Source organism: Aquimarina sp. (assembly GCF_977115655.1).
On record NZ_CDSBKO010000023.1, the window covers coordinates 32,540 to 50,722 of the forward strand.

14 protein-coding genes are annotated in these 18,183 nt (G+C 32.0%); 10 read left to right on the forward strand and 4 right to left on the reverse strand.

Annotation, left to right across the window (positions count from 1 at the left end):
• Window positions 1-139: 139 nt before the first annotated feature.
• From ACZIYX_RS11430 to ACZIYX_RS11440, 3 genes are all read left to right on the forward strand, one after another.
• Window positions 140-2,158, forward strand: coding sequence for an McrB family protein (locus tag ACZIYX_RS11430; RefSeq protein WP_462682373.1), 2,019 nt, complete (start codon window positions 140-142; stop codon window positions 2,156-2,158).
• A gap of 2 nt (window positions 2,159-2,160) precedes the next feature.
• Complete coding sequence (locus tag ACZIYX_RS11435; protein WP_462682374.1) at window positions 2,161-4,431, forward strand: DUF2357 domain-containing protein; 2,271 nt, start codon at window positions 2,161-2,163, stop codon at window positions 4,429-4,431.
• A 386-nt stretch (window positions 4,432-4,817) separates the two neighbouring features.
• Entirely contained in the window at window positions 4,818-5,132 is a 315-nt protein-coding gene (locus tag ACZIYX_RS11440) for a hypothetical protein (protein ID WP_462682375.1), read from the forward strand.
• Window positions 5,133-5,369: 237 nt separating this feature from the next.
• Here the strand turns inward: ACZIYX_RS11440 and ACZIYX_RS11445 are convergent, their stop codons facing one another.
• Window positions 5,370-5,798, reverse strand: coding sequence for a hypothetical protein (locus ACZIYX_RS11445; RefSeq protein ID WP_462682376.1), 429 nt, complete (start codon window positions 5,796-5,798; stop codon window positions 5,370-5,372).
• Between the two features lie 392 nt (window positions 5,799-6,190).
• Here ACZIYX_RS11445 and ACZIYX_RS11450 point away from each other — a divergent pair, with 392 nt between their 5' ends.
• The 7 genes from ACZIYX_RS11450 (at window position 6,191) to ACZIYX_RS11480 (ending at window position 15,991) form a co-directional block, all read left to right on the forward strand.
• A complete protein-coding gene (locus ACZIYX_RS11450; protein ID WP_462682377.1) occupies window positions 6,191-7,048 on the forward strand; it encodes a universal stress protein in 858 nt (285 codons plus the stop codon).
• Window positions 7,049-9,274, forward strand: a complete 2,226-nt coding sequence (locus tag ACZIYX_RS11455; protein WP_462682378.1) for a SulP family inorganic anion transporter — start codon at window positions 7,049-7,051, stop codon at window positions 9,272-9,274. It abuts the gene before it with no gap.
• Between the two features lie 198 nt (window positions 9,275-9,472).
• On the forward strand, window positions 9,473-10,333 hold the full coding sequence (locus ACZIYX_RS11460; RefSeq protein WP_462682379.1) for an MBL fold metallo-hydrolase: 861 nt from the start codon (window positions 9,473-9,475) through the stop codon (window positions 10,331-10,333).
• Complete coding sequence (locus ACZIYX_RS11465) at window positions 10,317-12,023, forward strand: S8 family peptidase (RefSeq protein WP_462682380.1); 1,707 nt, start codon at window positions 10,317-10,319, stop codon at window positions 12,021-12,023. The genes ACZIYX_RS11460 and ACZIYX_RS11465 overlap by 17 nt, the downstream gene beginning before the upstream one ends.
• Window positions 12,024-12,030: 7 nt before the next feature.
• Window positions 12,031-13,863, forward strand: coding sequence for a M1 family metallopeptidase (locus ACZIYX_RS11470; protein ID WP_462682381.1), 1,833 nt, complete (start codon window positions 12,031-12,033; stop codon window positions 13,861-13,863).
• 122 nt (window positions 13,864-13,985) lie between these two features.
• Window positions 13,986-14,363 carry a ribonuclease P protein component gene (gene rnpA / locus ACZIYX_RS11475; protein ID WP_462682382.1) on the forward strand — a complete coding sequence of 126 codons (378 nt, stop codon included), beginning with the start codon at window positions 13,986-13,988 and terminating at the stop codon, window positions 14,361-14,363.
• A gap of 5 nt (window positions 14,364-14,368) precedes the next feature.
• Complete coding sequence (locus ACZIYX_RS11480) at window positions 14,369-15,991, forward strand: S41 family peptidase (RefSeq protein ID WP_462682383.1); 1,623 nt, start codon at window positions 14,369-14,371, stop codon at window positions 15,989-15,991.
• A 179-nt stretch (window positions 15,992-16,170) separates the two neighbouring features.
• On the opposite strand, the gene ACZIYX_RS11485 is transcribed toward ACZIYX_RS11480, so the two are convergent.
• From ACZIYX_RS11485 to rpiB, 3 genes are read right to left on the reverse strand one after another with little or no spacing between them, the layout of a single operon-like run.
• Window positions 16,171-16,620 carry a GNAT family N-acetyltransferase gene (locus ACZIYX_RS11485; RefSeq protein ID WP_462682384.1) on the reverse strand — a complete coding sequence of 150 codons (450 nt, stop codon included), beginning with the start codon at window positions 16,618-16,620 and terminating at the stop codon, window positions 16,171-16,173.
• 6 nt (window positions 16,621-16,626) lie between these two features.
• Complete coding sequence (locus ACZIYX_RS11490; protein WP_462682385.1) at window positions 16,627-17,541, reverse strand: cation diffusion facilitator family transporter; 915 nt, start codon at window positions 17,539-17,541, stop codon at window positions 16,627-16,629.
• Between the two features lie 2 nt (window positions 17,542-17,543).
• The gene (gene rpiB / locus ACZIYX_RS11495) at window positions 17,544-17,978 is read right to left on the reverse strand and encodes a ribose 5-phosphate isomerase B (protein WP_462682386.1); all 435 of its coding nucleotides are present in this window, start codon (window positions 17,976-17,978) and stop codon (window positions 17,544-17,546) included.
• Between the last annotated feature and the right edge of the window lie 205 nt (window positions 17,979-18,183).

Consider the following 18,183-nt stretch of genomic DNA (forward strand, 5'->3'; position numbering starts at 1 on the left):
AGAATCTTTTAATGACAAAATAAGTCCTGAGGGTCCTAATGTTGAATTGAATGAAATAGATCCATTTACTTTTTTTTGTTATATATATAAATACGGTAGTAAAAAAAGGTTAGAATTTCTTCAGAAAATTGCAAGAAAATTGGAGATAGAAATACCATCAGATGAAAAAGGATTGCCTTCTGCGCAAGCTCAAAAAGTATGGCTTTTTCCTTATAAATATGATAGAAATAATAATGAGATTACTAGGTTGTGGGGTTTATTTAAAAAAGCACTTATAGGTAAAATAACTGATGCGGATTTTGAAGATATATTAAAGATAAATAGTATAGGTAAAATTAAACTTACAGAAGCTTTATTTTACATAAATCCAATAAATTATTTGCCAATAAATGGCCCAACAAAACCATTCATTGAGGAAGAACTGAATATCAATCCAAGTTTTAATTCTTACTCGGAATATATTTCATTATTGAATCATATCAAATCTAAAATAAATTTCCCTTTTTATGAATTGTCTTATCGTGCATGGGAATGGAATAAAAATAAAAAAAAGATGTTCAATTCCTTAACATATTCGGATCAATTAAATGATTTCATAAAACAAGCGAAAACAAACAGCCTTAAAACAAAACATTATTTAAATGAATACAAAGGGACAACCGTAAAGGTTAGTTTTGGGCAAGGTGCGAATGCTAGAGTACCATGGATTTCTTTTTTGAAACCCCCAAATACTACAAGCAATGGAATTTATCCCGTTTATTTATTTTATAAGGATTTGAATAAATTAATTCTTGCTTATGGCATAAGTGAAACCAATATTCCAAGTGAGAATTGGGGTATTGACAATCCAAAAACGATTTCAGAATACTTTGATGAAAATGATTTAGGCAAACCGGATAGGTACGGTACTTCATACCTATATAAGGTATATGATGTTAATGAATTTCCAAATGTTGAGACTATTAATAATGACTTGAACCAGTTAATAGAATTTTATTTAAACATTAAAGTTCAAAAAAAGGTTGAAGCTAAGGAATTACATATGTTTAACAGAAATGAATTTATAGGTAGCTTAAACAATTCTGGCTTATTATTTGATTCTAAGCTAATCACCCGTTTTATATCATCGCTAATTACTAAACCTTTTGTAATACTATCGGGTCTGTCTGGTTCAGGAAAAACAAAATTAGCCCAGGCTTTTGTTCAATGGATTTGCCAGGAAGACAGCCAGTATAGTATTGTTCCTGTTGGGGCCGACTGGACCAATCGTGAGCCTTTGCTGGGATATCCAAATGCATTAAAACCAGAGGAATATATAAAACCAGATAATGGTGCACTCGATGTAATCATACAGGCAAGTAAACATCCTGAACTACCTTATTTTCTTATTCTGGATGAAATGAATCTTAGCCACGTAGAGCGATACTTTGCCGATTTTTTAAGTGTAATGGAATCTAAAAGCGAGATTTCACTTTTTGCTGAACAAACAGTAAATAATGGTGTACCATCTAAACTTGCTCTGCCGTCTAATCTGTTTATTATAGGAACAGTAAATATAGACGAAACAACATATATGTTTAGCCCTAAAGTACTCGACCGTGCAAATGCAATAGAATTTAAGGTTACAAAAAATGAAATTGAAAACTTTTTTGTTAGTCAAAAAGACATTGATATGGATAAACTAAAAACACAGGGAGCATCAATGGCGCAAAGTTTTCTAAAAATGGCAGAAAAAAGAGAATTTAAAAAACAAGATTTAACCACTGTACATAAAACGCTGGTCAATTTCTTTGACCAGCTAAAGAAAATTGGAGCTGAATTTGGTTATCGAAGTGCTTCAGAAATAATACGCCTTATTAATCAATTAACAATTATTGATGCTGATTTAGATGTAGACGAAAAGCTTGATATTGCCATAATACAAAAACTTTTACCAAAGCTTCATGGCTCGCGCCGTAAGCTTTGTCCTGTACTTATTACTTTAGGTGGTTTTTGTGTAGATAAAACAAAAATTGAAAACATAGAGAAGAATATTTTTGGAAAAGAGGATTTTGATTTTAACACAGATGGCGTAATTTATCCATTATCTCTCGAAAAAATTACCCGAATGTACAAAGGCGCGATTGATAATGGCTTTGCCAGTTATGCAGAAGCTTAAATATGGAATCCAAATCATTTGTACATATAAACCTTGACCACATAAAAGAAGGGCTGCTACTTACCATCGATGCTAAAGTTAAAAACACATTGTTTGTATTATCTGATGCATTAGAAAACGGAGAAGCAGAACATCAATTAGTAGAAGGTTTTTTGTATGATTATGAATTAAATGACAATCAGTATACATTAGTAAAAGACCAGATTGTTCAACCTCATTCCCGAAAAAAGCATTTAGGCACAATTTCACCCAATATTTATGTTGGGACCTTAACGTTACCCATATTAAAAGAAGACAAAGAAGTTGGTAAGACTTTTGTTGAGGTTAGATCTGTAAAAGCAGATTATCGCAACGATTATCGCGATATGCTTGAATTCATTACCGAAAAATGTACCGACTTATTAATGCAGGCCAACGCACCAGTGTCGCATAATTTTGAAACCGATTTTGAAAAAGATAATGAGACGCTTTATCAAAAATTTGCCTTTATTAAATCGATAATTGCAACAGATGAATTTGCAGAATCAGTACATCGAATTGTTTCTTCACCTGTAACACAATGGAAAGAAATTTCAGAACAAAAGAATATCAGAAATATAAGACGTTTTAAAAATTCGAATATTAAAGAATTTATTAAAGGCAGTAACCGGACTCAATTACCAGAAAATCATTATTTGCAAAACTATGGTTTACAAAGTCTGCCTGGTAAAATAACCTTGATTGGAAAATCAGATATGGTTGATACTCCCGAAAACAGGTTTGTAAAATTTGCTTTAGAAAGTTTTTTAAACTTTTGTTCTGATATTAATAAAAAAGCTGCCAAAAAATCCAGATTGTCTCTCGAATCAGGTTTATTAGAAAAGGAACTGGAAACCTATTTACATCATTCTGTTTTTAAAGAAATTTCACGTCCCGAAACTTTAAGATTAAACAGCCCTGTTTTACAGCGTAAAGAAGGTTACCGCGAAATTTTGCGTGTTTGGCTAATGTTTGACCTTGCTGCAAAACTGGTATGGAAAGGAGGAGATGATATTTATAGTGGTGGTAAAAAAGATATAGCAACCCTTTATGAATACTGGTTGTTTTTTAAATTACTGGATTTGTTTAAATCCATTTTTGATATCGAACCTGTAAAGATTTCAGAATTAATAAAAGAAACAGCAGATGGCCTTAATCTACAACTTAAACAAGGCATTCATACAGCTTTAAAAGGTGTTTTTAATACAGGTACACGTAAGTTAAATATTCGGTTTAATTATAACAGATCATTTAGCGGTCAACAAGATTATCCCGAGTCAGGCAGCTGGACAGCAACTATGCGTCCGGATTATACTTTATCTTTTTGGCCAGAGAACATACCAGAAAAAGAAGCCGAAACACAGGAACTCATTGTTCATGTTCATTTTGATGCTAAGTATAAAATTGCCAATCTTACTGATTTACTTAATAAGGAATCAACAGAAGATATTAATACAGAAAAAGAAGATAATAGAAAAGGAATATACAAAAATGCAGATTTATTAAAAATGCATGCATACAAAGATGCTATTCGAAGAACAGGGGGAGCTTATGTGCTATATCCGGGAAATACTTCAATAAATAAAAAAGGATTTCATGAAATAATTCCTGGTTTGGGAGCTTTTCCGGTTCGACCATCAAAAACAGACGATGGGATTAGTGAGCTTAAAGATTTTATTCTGGAAATCATCAACCACTTTGTAAACAGAGCCTCACAAAGGGAGAAAATTGCTTATCGAACTTACGATGTATATAAAAATAAGCCTGAAAAGGAGGATGAGGTAAATGAAATATTACCAGAAACGTATGGTGAAAACCGCAGTCTCATTCCTGATGATACTTTTGTTTTGGTTGGTTTTTACAAAAAAGAAAGCCTTGATTGGATTATAAAAAGTGGGTTATATAATGCCAGAGCCGATAGTATTCGGGGATCGTTAAGATTAGGACCTGGCGAGACTGGTGCAAAATATATTTTACTACATTCAACAGGCGAAACTAAAACAGGTAAATTATTAAAAATAATTGAGACAGGACCCCGTATATTTTCAAAACAAACATTGATTGATAAAGGATATCCAACAAAACCATCCCAAAACTATTATTTGGTATATAAAGTTCAGGAGATTATGGATAAGGAATTAATAAATCAGCTATGGGATATAACAATGCTTAAAAAATATAAGCAAGGACGTGGTTCGGCATTACCGTTTTCAGTTACATTAACAGAATTAATGAAAACACTTATTAAAAGATAAACTACATAAAGATTAAATCTTGTTAGAGAGGCTTACCCTTAATTAAAAAAAAATAACAGCGCTTATATTATACCTTTTTAACTTTGAAATAGTACTAATAAATTATTTCTTTTTCATATACTCTTCCTTAAAAAATATAACCGTAACTACAGCTATGCTTGATACCAGATCAAGTCTGGCACAAGCTTTTTGCCTTGAATACTTAAAAAATAAATTCAATTTCTATACCCACGATTTCAAAGTTAAAATGGTATTACCTATTCGGTTTCTTCCACCGTTGTTTTTTGCGATTATTAATAATCTGCATATACCGCTCTGATAACGTTTCTAGTTCTCAAAAAGAAAGAAAGTTGATTGGGGCCTGGTAGTTTTTAAATTATAATACGATGATAAGTACAGATATTATAGGAAAATTAATTAATCCCGATTTTAGGTGTATAATAGAAGAAAACAATACTTTGCCTTGCTACGATTCTTGTTTTCGGTATGACGCAATATGTGCTTCTAGAATAGGCTTTGGAGGAACAAAGGAATGCTTGGAAGCCATTAAAAGAGAAGTTCTGAAACACCCCGATAGATATAGTTTCCCTGTTTTTATTCAAGTTTTTGACCTGCGCAGGAAAATTATTATGGAATGGTACATTAAACAAATAATAATAATCCCCGCTCCGCAAAGCCTCCTGACTTCGCGGAACAATTAAAAACGATAATTTAAAAGATAACAAAACAGGTAGTAGTAAATATCAAAAAATAAGCATAACATAAATCACTCAAAGTCGGGAGGTTTTGCAGCAAAGTTATCGCCGCTATCGCCCGAATCCTTTCGGGTGATGTCAAGCTTTGACAGGTAAGACTAAGAAAATAAAAAAACAGTCAAATCAACAACCTCAGGTATGCTTCTGAAAATATGTTTTGTTTTCGAGACAAATCTCCTCTAATTATTCACAATTAGAAAGTTCTACATATCTGTCAAAAGTTACGCCTGTATCTCTCAACGTAATTTTCCCATTATTACTTTCTTGTATAAATGCATTTCCATTTTCTCCCCTACAAATAAAAGTTCTCTGCTCACCATTTTTGCACAGCAAACAAATTTTTCCTGCAATAGTACAATCTCCTAATAGTTCTAACTGCCCCAGATATGATTTTATAAAATCTTTATCTTCTGTACAGCTATTATTCAAATAATCCTCTATTGTTTTCTTATATTCACTACAATTATTTGTAGATCCGTTTTCAGAATATTTTAACGCTTTTTCTTTTATAGCAGTCAATCCTGTTTCACAATCAAAATTATCATCATCACTACCACATGCAGTAAACCCCAGGGCAAGGATACAGACAGCAACATATATAAGTTTTTTCATATCGGGTACTTATTTTTCGGTTAAGTAAACTTCAAAAGTATGAAAATTAAACGGATTATATAAACTACTATAATTAGACAAATACTTATTAGATTATATATTTAGTGTCTTTATTTTTACTTCTTCTATCTCTATACGTTTAACTACTTGTATGCTAAAAAACTATTTTTCTTCTACTTTTTTATTTCTATACAAAATCGAGGGCATAGAACTCGATCAACAACCTAAGAGCTTGATCACAAAGTCACTGATCTTTTTTTGTTTCTTGAAATATCAAATATTTTTTTCAGCAGGATCTGTTTGTGGCAACAATCCATATTCGGGATTATTTTAAAGTTTCAAAAATTAGAATTATATTCTACCACTTTTAAAACCATAAAGAAAATAACATTTTGAGTGAATTATCAAATCGTAAATTTAATACTATCCTTATTGGTGTTGCTTTTTCTCCTAATTTGAAAAACAATATTTTTGAAACCATGCGAATGGTGGATTTTTTTGATTCTAAAATGATCATTGTTCATGTTGGAGAAAAAACAAAAAAAAAAGAAACAATTATCAAAGACCTCATCTCCGGATTCTCTGAGGATGATGAAAAAGTGAGTGTAATCTGGAAACAAGGAAACCCGGTACATGTAATTATTGAAACTGCCAGAAAAAAAAATGCAGATTTAATTATGCTTGGTGCAATCCCAAGAGAGGGGTTTTTAAAATTTTATATTGGCTCTATCGCCAGAAAAATTACCCGAAAAGCGCATTGTTCTGTATTGTTACTAATAAAACCATCTGAAGATTTACGGCCTTGTAACCATATTGTAGTAAATGGTCTTAAAGATGAACAAACAAAACAAACTATTCTGGATTCTTTTGAAGTAGCACAAAACCTGGGGGCACAAAAACTTACTATTGTAGAAGAAATTTCGCGTCAGGAAGTTAAAATTGTGGTCGAGGACGATTACTCTTTACTTAAAGATACTCTAATCAAAGAACAAATTACCAAAAAAGAAGATCTAAGAGTACAACATATCCTGAGTGATGTACCAGAAGATCTGAAATCTGGTATTTTAATAAAAACGCAGTCTATTTTTGGAAAAAGAGGGTATTCTATAGGTCATTACGCAAAAGTAGTTGCAGCAGATTTGTTAATCATGAACGCTCCTAACCGAACCACGTTTTGGGATCGAATTTTTGTTCATGACTTAGAACATATTTTATCAGAATTACCAACAGATGTATTAATAATGAGATAAATGAAAGAGACAAACAAAAACACATCTGATTTTATTAAGCAGTTACCAAAAAATATTTTTTCAGGATTTGTAGTTTCATTAATTGCATTGCCTTTGGGATTAGGTTTGGCATTGGCATCTGAGGCACCACCAATATCAGGAGTTATTGCAGCAGTTGTAGGAGGCATTATTGTAAGTCTTTTTGGTGGATCTAATGTTACTATAACCGGTCCTGGTAATGGATTAGTAGTAGTTTTATTGGGAGCAATTACCACACTTGCCAACGGTGATCTTTATCAGGGATATATTTTTACGTTAGCAGCCATTATATGTTCTGGGGCACTTATGGTTGTTATCGGGCAATTAAAACTTGGTACACTAAGTGATTTTTTCCCTTCTTCGGCAATTCAAGGAATGCTGGCTGCAATTGGGATAAGCATTTTTGCAAAACAATTTCATGTAATGCTTTCTAATACAGGGATTAAAGGAGATACCATATCTTTATTATCCAATATTCCAAAAAGTATTTTATTGTTGTTTCAGCCAGAATATAGTGCAATAGCAGCAATAGTAGGAGTTGCAAGCCTGTTTATTATGGTTTTTTATGGTAAAATAAGAAATAAATATTTTCAATTAGTACCAGCACCTATGTGGATTGTAATTATAGCGGTTAGTTTGAGTTATTATTATGAGTTTTTTTCTAGTCACCCATATCCAATAGATCAAAAACTTTTGGTACAAATACCAGATAGTGTTTTTTCTAACTTTCCTGCTCCGGATTTTTCTTTGGTTTTTGATCCTAAATTTATAGGAGTAGTAGTTGCAATTACCCTTATTTCTAGCATCGAATCTTTATTAAGTATTAAAGCAGTAGATAAATTGGATCCTTTAAAAAGAAGGTCTAATGTAAATAAAGATCTTACTGCATTAGGTATTGCATCTATAGCCAGTGGTTTTATAGGGGGTCTTAATGTAGTAACCGTAATTGCCCGTAGTTCTGTAAATGTTAACAATGGTGGCAGTAACAGATCTTCTAATTTCTTTCATTCGGTTTTTCTAATACTTTTTGTGGTTTTATTTCAGGATCAACTTAGAAGAATTCCCCTTACTGCACTTGCAGCCATTTTAGTATATACAGGATATAAGCTTGCAGCCCCCGGAAACCTTAAAGATGTTGCAAAAATAGGTAAAGAACAACTTATCATTTTTTTTGCAACAATAATTGCAACAATTACCACCAATCTGATTACAGGAATTTTAATAGGGATTATAACTACAATCATTATACACTTTGTACTTAACAAAAGTATTGTGTTTTTTGCCAGAAATCTTTTTAAACCCAATGTACTAATGTTTAAAGAAGGTGGCAGTTCTACATATTTTATAAGTGTAAAAAATTTTTCTAGCTTTTTAAACTATTCTTCGCTAAAAAAAAGATTGGATACCATACCTGAAAACCAGGATGCCATTATAGATTTTTCATTATGTGACTTTGTGGATTACACCGTACAAGAAAGCCTGTTGGGATATCAGGAAACTTTTAAAAGAAAAGGGGGGTCTTTTGAAATTACAGGGCTGGATATTCATGGTACCGCCTCAGAACACCCACTGGCAGTACGAAGTCTTATTCCTTTTTCTAATATATTTAAAAAAAGAGCCAAATCAAACCTTACCAAAAGGCAGGAAGACTTACAAAGTATTGCCAACGATTATTCGTGGAGTTATGATCCTAAAAAAAATACCGATGTTTTAGAAATACAAAATTTTCTTTTTTTTAAAATTAAAAAAATCAATTATTTAAACAATTCTATTTATGATCCTGCATCTGTTTTTAGAATTATGGATATAGAATTTTCTGAAGGGGAATTTATTGCCAGAACTTTGGTAAGAGCCACTATTCTTACCATTCAACTTAAAAAAGAATTTGCAAAATTTACTCTGGACAAAGAAGGAATTTTGGAATTTGTTTATAAATTTGCCGGTTTTAAAGACATATCTATAGATGGTCACCCCGATTTTTCTAAACGATTTTTTCTTTTAGGAGAAAACCCGGAAAAGATACGTCTTTGTTTTACAAATGAACTTGTATTGTTTTTTGAAAGTAACCCTTATTATCATATAGAATGTAATGGCAATTCTTTATTGTTAATGCGAAAAGAGCGTTTGGCCAGTATTAAAGAAATTAAAGCTCTTTTAGACTACGGAAACCGATTAGAAAAAGTAATATCAGATATACAATATGATTAAATATTGTTAAAAAGTCCAAAAATTGAATCTTGATCCCTTCCTTTTTTTCTATTTTGCAAAGATTTTTAAGTTTTTATAAAATTACAGCAACAAGAGTATGTATAAATAAATAGTGTTTAATAAATTATTTTATAGAACAACATACCTTTTGACTCAAATATACCTACCTGAAAAATGGTACTAATAACGTAATAGAAAATGAATTTATACCCTATAAATGCAGGAAACTTTAAACTGGACGGAGGAGCCATGTTTGGAGTTGTTCCCAAAGTGTTATGGAACAAAACAAATCCTGCAGACGCTAATAATCAAATTGATATTGCATCAAGATGTTTGCTTATAGAAAATGGAGATCGGCTAATTCTTATCGATTCAGGAATGGGAGATAAACAATCTGAAAAATTTTTTAGCTATTATTCTCTTTGGGGAAACGACAGCTTAGATACTTCTTTACAAAAAAACGGGTTTCACAGGGATGATATCACCGATGTTTTTGTTACCCATCTTCATTTTGATCATTGTGGTGGAGTAGTACAACGAAACGCTAACAAAACCGGTTATGAATTAGCATTTAAAAATGCTAAAATATGGAGCAACGAAGAACACTGGCAATGGGCAGTAGAACCCAACGCTCGTGAAAAAGCATCTTTTTTGAAAGAAAATATCCTGCCTATTCAGGAAAGCGGACACTTACATTTTGTTTCCAGAACAAACCAAGCATTTCAAAAAAGTTCTGAATTAGGTTTTGGCGTACTATTTGCAAACGGACATACCGAAAAGCAAATGATCCCACATATAGAGTACAAAGAAAAAACAATTGTTTTTATGGCAGATTTACTGCCTACTGCTGGTCATGTGCCACTACCGTATGTAATGGGGTATGATACAAGACCACTATTAACACTAGATGAAAAAAAACTGTTTCTTGAAACAGCTGCAACAAATGGTTGGTACTTGTTTTTGGAACACGATGCACATAATGAAATAATAACCGTACAACATACCGAAAAAGGGGTTCGTCTTAAAGAAGTTTTTACCAGTCATGAAATATTTAATTAAACAAAAAAATCCAATGATTCCCAAATCTAATAAAATTATTGTAGCAATTGCCTCATCAATACTTATGGCAAGCTGTGGGACACCAACTGTTATCTCTACCCCTATCGAAAACATCGATGCTATCCCGTTAAAAAATGTTGACCTAACAGATAGTCAGCTAAAAACCTGGGGGTCGCTTGATTTGGTATCCGATACAATACCAGGAATGAGTATAAATAAAGCCTATACAGATCTTATTAAAAACAGAAAAGGACAAACAATTATTGTTGGCGTTATAGATAGTGGTGTTGATATTGAGCATGAAGATCTTGACGGGGTAATTTGGACCAATCCAAAAGAAATTAAAGGAAACGGTAAAGACGATGATAATAATGGGTATGTAGATGATATTCATGGATGGAATTTTTTAGGTAAGTCTGAAAATGAAAATCTGGAATTTGTAAGGGTTGTTAAAAAGCTAAAACCAAAATATGCGGGTAAAAATCTTGCATCTGTTGCCAAAACAGATCAAGAAGAATACCAAACATATATTGAAGCTAAAGCAGAGTACGAAAAAAAATACCAAGAAGCTTCAGGACAAAAAATGCAATATGAACAGATTCTTCAACAATCTGAAATGTCCCATAAAGCAGTTACAGAGGTAATAAAAAAAGAAAATTATTCTCGTCAAGAACTTTTAAATATGGAAGCAAAAACTCCAGAAATGCAGCAGCATGTTGCTTTTTTAGCGCAAATGTTTGGGTTTATGGAGCCGGGAGATACTGTTCCTGATTTTATAAAACACATTAAAGAAGGTGTAGAGCATTTTACAGATCAATTAAACTATAACTTAAATATTGATTTTGATGGCAGAAAAGTAGTTGGCGATAATGTAGATGATATTACAGATACAAAATATGGAGACAACAATGTTATGGGACCAGATCCAAAGAAAAAAGGGATAAAACATGGTACTCATGTTGCCGGCATTATTGCTGCAGAAAGAAATAATGGAAAAGGAATGAATGGTGTAGCACAAAATGTAAAAATAATGGCAATCAGAGCGGTTCCAAATGGTGATGAATATGATAAGGATATTGCCCTTGCATTACGATACGCAGTAGATAATGGAGCAAAAGTAATTAATACTAGTTTTGGTAAATACTATAGCACACACCCAGAGTGGGTTAAAGAAGCAATAACCTATGCTTCTTCAAAAGATGTGCTAATTGTAAACGCAGCAGGAAATGAAAGCACAGATTTAGATCAAAAAGCAGTTTACCCTAATGACCAAACCAATGATGGTCCCGAAATAGCAGATAATTTTATAACTATTGGTGCTTTAAACTATGCTTATGGATCTGGTTTGGTGGCTGATTTTTCTAATTATGGAAAAAATAATGTAGATGCATTTGCTCCGGGAGTTAAAATATGGGCAACAACACCAAATAACACATACGAGTACCTGCAAGGAACCTCTATGGCTGCGCCTGGTGTGGCTGGTGTAGCTGCATTAATCAGATCCTACTATCCCAAATTAAAAGCAGCACAAGTAAAACAAATACTTATGGATAGTGGTTTAAACACAAAAGCCTCGGTAGTTATCGGCGGAGAACAAACAAATGTGGGGAGCTTTTCCGGATTGTCTAAATCTGGCAAAATGGTAAACCTTTATAACGCCTTTATTATGGCAGAAAATTTATCTAAATAATTGCAACATGTTTAAAAAAATTGCTTTTGTTTTTTTTGTTGGAACATTGTACACTTCGGCACAAAACAACACCTCTTATTGGCAGCAACAAGCAGACTATACCATGAAGGTAGATATGAATGTTGAAAAGCATCAATACGAAGGAACCCAGGAATTAGTATATTCAAACAACTCTCCCGATACTTTATATCAAGTATTTTATCATTTGTATTTTAATGCATTTCAACCAGGAAGTGAAATGGATGTTCGATCTATCAATCTTCCTGATCCCGATCCAAGAGTAGGAGACAGAATAAGTAAACTTACACCCCAAGAAATTGGATATTTAAAAGTTTCTTCTCTAAAACAAAATGGTAAACCAGTACTTTATAAAACTTCGGGAACAGTCCTTGAAGTAAAGTTACATTCTCCTATTGCTCCGGGCGAGAAAGTAAATTTTTCTATGAATTTTAATGGTCAGGTACCCTTACAAATACGTCGTTCTGGTCGAAACAGTAAAGAAGGTGTTGCTTTATCTATGACCCAATGGTTTCCTAAAATGGCAGAATACGATTTTGAAGGTTGGCATGCAGATCCATATATAGCCAGAGAGTTTCATGGGGTATGGAGTAATTTTGATGTTACTATAACTATAGATAAAAATTATATTCTGGGAGGTACAGGATATTTACAAAACCCCCAAGAAATTGGATATGGATATGAAAAACCCGGTACCAAAGTAACTAAAAAAGGAAAAAAACTTTCCTGGCATTTTAAAGCACCAATGGTACATGATTTTGCATGGACTGCAGACCCTGATTATATACATGATGTTTTGAAGGTTCCTAATGGTCCCACTCTACACTTTTTATATAAAAATAATAAAGATATCATCGACAACTGGAAAGATTTACAACCTAAAACAGCAGAATTGATACAGTATTTTAGTGAAAATATAGGGAAATACCCTTATGATCAATATTCTGTTTTACAAGGTGGTGATGGAGGTATGGAATATGCTATGTGTACTTTGATTACCGGAGAAAGAAGTTTTGAAAGTTTGGTTGGAGTAACCGCGCATGAAATGGCACATTCCTGGTTTCAACAAATTTTGGCTACCAACGAGGCTAAACATGAATGGATGGACGAAGGATTTACAAGCTATATTTCTACCTTGGCTATGAACGAGGTTATGAAACAAAATAATCCTAATTCTTTAAGAGGGGTCTATAATGGATATTATCAACTGGCAATTTCGGGTATAGAGCAACCACAAACTACACAAGCAGATCATTATTCGCATAATGCTGCTTATGGAGCATCTGCTTACTCTAAAGGAGCAGTTTTTCTGTCGCAATTAGGATATATTATAGGAGAAGATAATCTGGCAAAAACAATTAAAAGATATTTTAACGAGTGGAAATTTAAACACCCCACTCCTAACGACTTTAAAAGAGTTGCCGAAAAAGTATCGGGAATGCAGTTAGATTGGTATTTAACCCATTGGACACAAACAACTAACACGATAGATTATGGCATAAAAGAAGTTATAAGTACTAATAATAATAATACTAAAATTATTTTAGAACGAATAGGTTTAATCCCAATGCCTATAGATGTATATGTAGAATATAAAGATAGTACCATAGAATCATTTTATGTTCCTTTACGAATGATGCGAGCAGAAAAAGAAAACCCAATCCCATCTATGAAAAGAACTGTTTTATCGGATTGGCCCTGGGCAAACCCTACATATACCTTAGAACTTTCTAAACCAAGATCCGAAATAAAAACTATCGAAATAGATATAACCCATACTATGGCAGATGTAAACCCTAGTAATAATAGCTTTTCAGAATAAAATCAATGTCCAAGAGGATATATTTATAGAATTTTATTCTATAAAATACCTCACAGATTTATATCTTGTGAGGTATTTTTATATAATCCTCATAAATAATCCAATCCTTACAGCTAATACTAATGAAAGCTACTTTTGGTAAAACAGAAAGATTAAAAAGTAAAAAAGAAATAGATATTCTATTTTCTGACGGAAAATCTATATCCAAATACCCTATTCGATTAGTATATAAAAAAATAGATTTTAAAGAAAAAACAACCATTAGAGCAGGAGTTTCTGTTAGTAAACGCCATTTTAAAAAAGCTGTAGACCGAAACTTTATAAAGCGTTTAATGCGTGAAAGTTATAGAAAAAATAAGTATATTGTACCCAACACTACACATCAATTTGCTTTTATGTTCTTGTATTCGGGTAAAGAAATACCCGAATATTCACTAATAGAATCTAAAATACGAGAAATTTTGCAAAAATTTGTTACACAAGAAATAGAACCAAAATAATATCGATGAAAAAGAGAATTATCTATCCCGCAATAGCAATTACTATCTTACTATCTACAGTAAGTTTTAAATCCGACTTTTTTGAAATTGCTAAGCAGATCGAAATTTTTACTACCATGTTTAAAGAATTAAACATGAATTATGTAGATGAAACAAATCCTGCAGAGTTAATGGATACTGCCATTAAAGCTATGTTGGATGATTTGGACCCTTATACAAAATACTGGAATGAACAAGATGTTGAAGCTTCAAAAATACGTAATGCAGGAGAGTATACCGGTATTGGAGCTTCTGTAAAAACAATAAAGGATAAAATTGTTATCATAGAACCATATAAAAACTATCCCGCAGATAAAGCCGGTTTAAAAGCCGGAGATCAAATTATACAGATTGGCGATATCAAAGTAGCAGATTTTAAAGAAGATGCAGGAGAACTCCTTAAAGGGGCTAGTGGAACAAAAGTTGATATCACTTTTAAAAGACAAGAAGAAATAAAAAGTACTGTACTTACCAGAGAAGAAATAGAAGTAGATGCAGTTCCTTTTTATACATTATTAGAAGATAATACCGGATATATTGTACTTTCTAAATTTAATAATAAAGCCTCATCCGAAACCATTGATGCATTAACAGAATTAAAAGCCAAAGGTGCTAATAAAATTATTTTGGATCTAAGAGGAAACCCCGGGGGACTGTTAAGCGAAGCCATAAATGTTACTAATATTTTTGTCCCTAAAGGAGAATTGATTACTACCACAAAATCGGTAGTAAAAAAATACAATAAAGAGTATTTTACAAACAGAGAACCTGTTGACGTAAGTATTCCATTGGTCGTTTTAGTAAACGGAAGAAGTGCTTCTGCAAGTGAAATTGTAGCTGGTAGTATTCAAGACTTAGACAGGGGAGTTGTAATAGGTGCAAGAAGTTTTGGCAAAGGCTTGGTACAAAGACCAAAACAATTAACCTACGGAACCCAATTAAAAATAACTATTTCCAGATACTATACCCCTAGTGGCAGATGTATACAAGCACTGGATTACTGGAACCGTGATAAAGATAACAATGCTGTACGTATTGATGAGCAGGATTTTAAAGCTTTTAAAACAAAAAATGGAAGAATAGTATACGATGGCGGGGGTATACAGCCTGATATTGAATTAGAAACATCAAAATTTAGCAATATAACTACTGCTTTGTTAAGATCTGATGCAATTTTTGAATATGGAACAAAATATTATTATTCCCATCAATTAAAATCTTCAGAAGATTTTAAATTTACCAACAGCGATTACGAGGATTTTAAAAAATTTGTAAAACAAAGTGATTTTAATTTTGAAACAGAAACAGAAAAATCCTTCAAAAAATCCTTGGAAATTGCCAAAAAGGAAAACTTTGACAAAGATCTTGCTTCTAGCTATACAGCCCTTATTTCATCGATAAACGCATCCAAACAAGCCGCTTTGGATACTTACAAAACCGAAATTGTTAACTTATTAACAGACGAGATTATTAAGCGTTATTTTTACAGAGAAGGTCTTTATGATTATTATGTAAAAAATAATCCCGAGGTTGCCAAAAGCCAGGACATACTTAATGATAAAACTAAATATGAAGCTATTTTAAAATAACAACATAAAAAAAGGAGGCTGTCTAAAAAGTAATTTTTGATAAAATTAAGCTGAATTATTTGTAGTATTTTCTAAAAAAAACTTTATTTCTTTCAGTAAAACCTTCTTTTAGAGTCGGTTTTTTGAAGTATTCATAATAAAAAAAGAGGGTGTCTAAAAAGTCAGACACCCTCTTTTTTTTAAGACTTTATCATAGCAATATGTGGGATCCCATCCTCCATATATTCTTTTCCTGAACATATAAATCCGTGAGATTCATAGAATTTTTTCAAGTATTTTTGTGCAGATATTTTTACCCTTTTAGTTTTAAAATTAGCTTCAATAGCTTGGATACTAACTTTAATAAGATTGTGGCCATACCCATATTTTCTTTCTTTTTCAGAAACAACTACTCTTCCAAAACTTGCATTTTCATCATAGTAATCCCCTGCCTTGAATAATCTGGTATATGCAACTATTTCTTCATTTTTATATCCTATTACATGAATTGCCTTTTGATCCTTATTATCTATATCCTGATATACACAATCTTGCTCTACGATAAATATCTCTGCGCGCAAGCGCAAAATTTTATACAATTCTGTAACAGATAACTCATCAAACCTCTTTACTTCAAACCTTATACCCATACTTTTTTAATCTTGTACAATAATATCTTTATTATCCATGTTTTCATATTCTGGTTGTAAAGTAACATGATTTATTTTATACTTTTCTTGCAAAATAACTTCTATAGTATTTAGTATTTCTCCAAATTCAAAAATCGTGATATTGCTTTCAAAATCAATATGTGCTTCCAGATGTGTTTCTTCTTCATTAAGTTGCCAGATATGTACATGATGTAAACTTTTAACTTTTGGTAGTGCATTAACTATACTTACAATTTCCTTTATTTCTATATCATCAGGAGTATATAACATAAGTATTTTAAAAGATTTTTTTAAAAGGTCATACCCTACAATAATAAGATAAACAGCTATTATAAATGTTAATATACTATCTATCCAAAATATTTTATAAAGCTTCATTAACAGTCCACCTGCTAATACTGCTATAGAAGCCATTAGATCTGTTATAAGATGTAAATATGCAGATCGCATGTTCATATTTACCTTACTATCCTTCTTTAATAACAATACACTCAATCCATTACCAAAAATTGCTATTAACGAAAGTATAATTACAATGCGTGTATCTATTTGTTGTGGATTTTGAAAACGTTTTATACCCTCTATTATAAGAAATACAGCTATTATAACTAACGAAATAGCATTTATAAACGCCGCCATAATCTCTGCTCTTTTAAACCCAAAAGTTTTTTGGATAGAAGCTTCTTTTTTTGAGATTCTATTAGCAAAAAAACTAACTGTTAAAGAAAGAACATCACTAAAATTGTGTAATGCATCTGATAGCAAAGAGAGGCTTCCAGAAATTATTCCACCAACTATTTGTGCAGTAGTAATACCAATATTTAACAAAATAGAAAATAATAAACTATGCCCTGTAATTTTATTATTTAATGGTTGATCACGCGCACTTTTTTTTGTCATATTTAACTACACAGTGGTATTTTATTAATTCTGGTTATATGTCTTCCTCCTTCAAAATAGGTATCCAAAAAAGTATTTACCATTTCAATAGCCTGAGGTATAGAAGTAAACCTGGCAGGAATACATATAATATTGGCATTATTATGTAATCTTGTTAATTCTGTAATTTCTTTTGTCCAGCATAACCCTGCACGAACATTGGTATATTTATTGGCAGTCATAGCAACACCATTGCCACTTCCGCAAATCAAAATTCCATAATCTACAGTACTGGTATCCACATCTTTTGCAACAGGATGCACAAAATCCGGGTAATCAACACTATCATTCTCATTAGTACCATAATTTATAACCTTTATACCTTTAGATTCTAAATACGATACAATTTCAAATTTATATGCAGTTCCTGCGTGGTCATTTCCAATAGCAATTTTCATTTTTTTTTTGATTTTATTATTTGAACAAAGATAATTTAATCCAAAAAAGTAAACTCCAAAAAACCAATAATTTAACCCTGTGTTACGGTAATGTTAATAACTGGCAAACTTCTGTTAACATACAATGTGAATAAGTAGTTCTTAAAATTGAGGAAGTTTTTTTGGTAATCTTAATAATTATTAGAATACAAGGATAGTAAGAAGA

Coding starts and splice junctions, on each gene's coding strand:
- rnpA (WP_462682382.1), top strand. CDS start 13,986: ATGAAAGCTACTTTTGGTAAAACAGAAAGATTAAAAAGTAAAAAAGAA.
- ACZIYX_RS11435 (WP_462682374.1), top strand. CDS start 2,161: ATGGAATCCAAATCATTTGTACATATAAACCTTGACCACATAAAAGAA.
- ACZIYX_RS11470 (WP_462682381.1), top strand. CDS start 12,031: ATGTTTAAAAAAATTGCTTTTGTTTTTTTTGTTGGAACATTGTACACT.
- ACZIYX_RS11485 (WP_462682384.1), bottom strand. CDS start 16,620: ATGGGTATAAGGTTTGAAGTAAAGAGGTTTGATGAGTTATCTGTTACA.
- ACZIYX_RS11445 (WP_462682376.1), bottom strand. CDS start 5,798: ATGAAAAAACTTATATATGTTGCTGTCTGTATCCTTGCCCTGGGGTTT.
- ACZIYX_RS11465 (WP_462682380.1), top strand. CDS start 10,317: ATGAAATATTTAATTAAACAAAAAAATCCAATGATTCCCAAATCTAAT.
- ACZIYX_RS11480 (WP_462682383.1), top strand. CDS start 14,369: ATGAAAAAGAGAATTATCTATCCCGCAATAGCAATTACTATCTTACTA.
- ACZIYX_RS11455 (WP_462682378.1), top strand. CDS start 7,049: ATGAAAGAGACAAACAAAAACACATCTGATTTTATTAAGCAGTTACCA.
- rpiB (WP_462682386.1), bottom strand. CDS start 17,978: ATGAAAATTGCTATTGGAAATGACCACGCAGGAACTGCATATAAATTT.
- ACZIYX_RS11490 (WP_462682385.1), bottom strand. CDS start 17,541: ATGACAAAAAAAAGTGCGCGTGATCAACCATTAAATAATAAAATTACA.
- ACZIYX_RS11460 (WP_462682379.1), top strand. CDS start 9,473: ATGAATTTATACCCTATAAATGCAGGAAACTTTAAACTGGACGGAGGA.
- ACZIYX_RS11440 (WP_462682375.1), top strand. CDS start 4,818: ATGATAAGTACAGATATTATAGGAAAATTAATTAATCCCGATTTTAGG.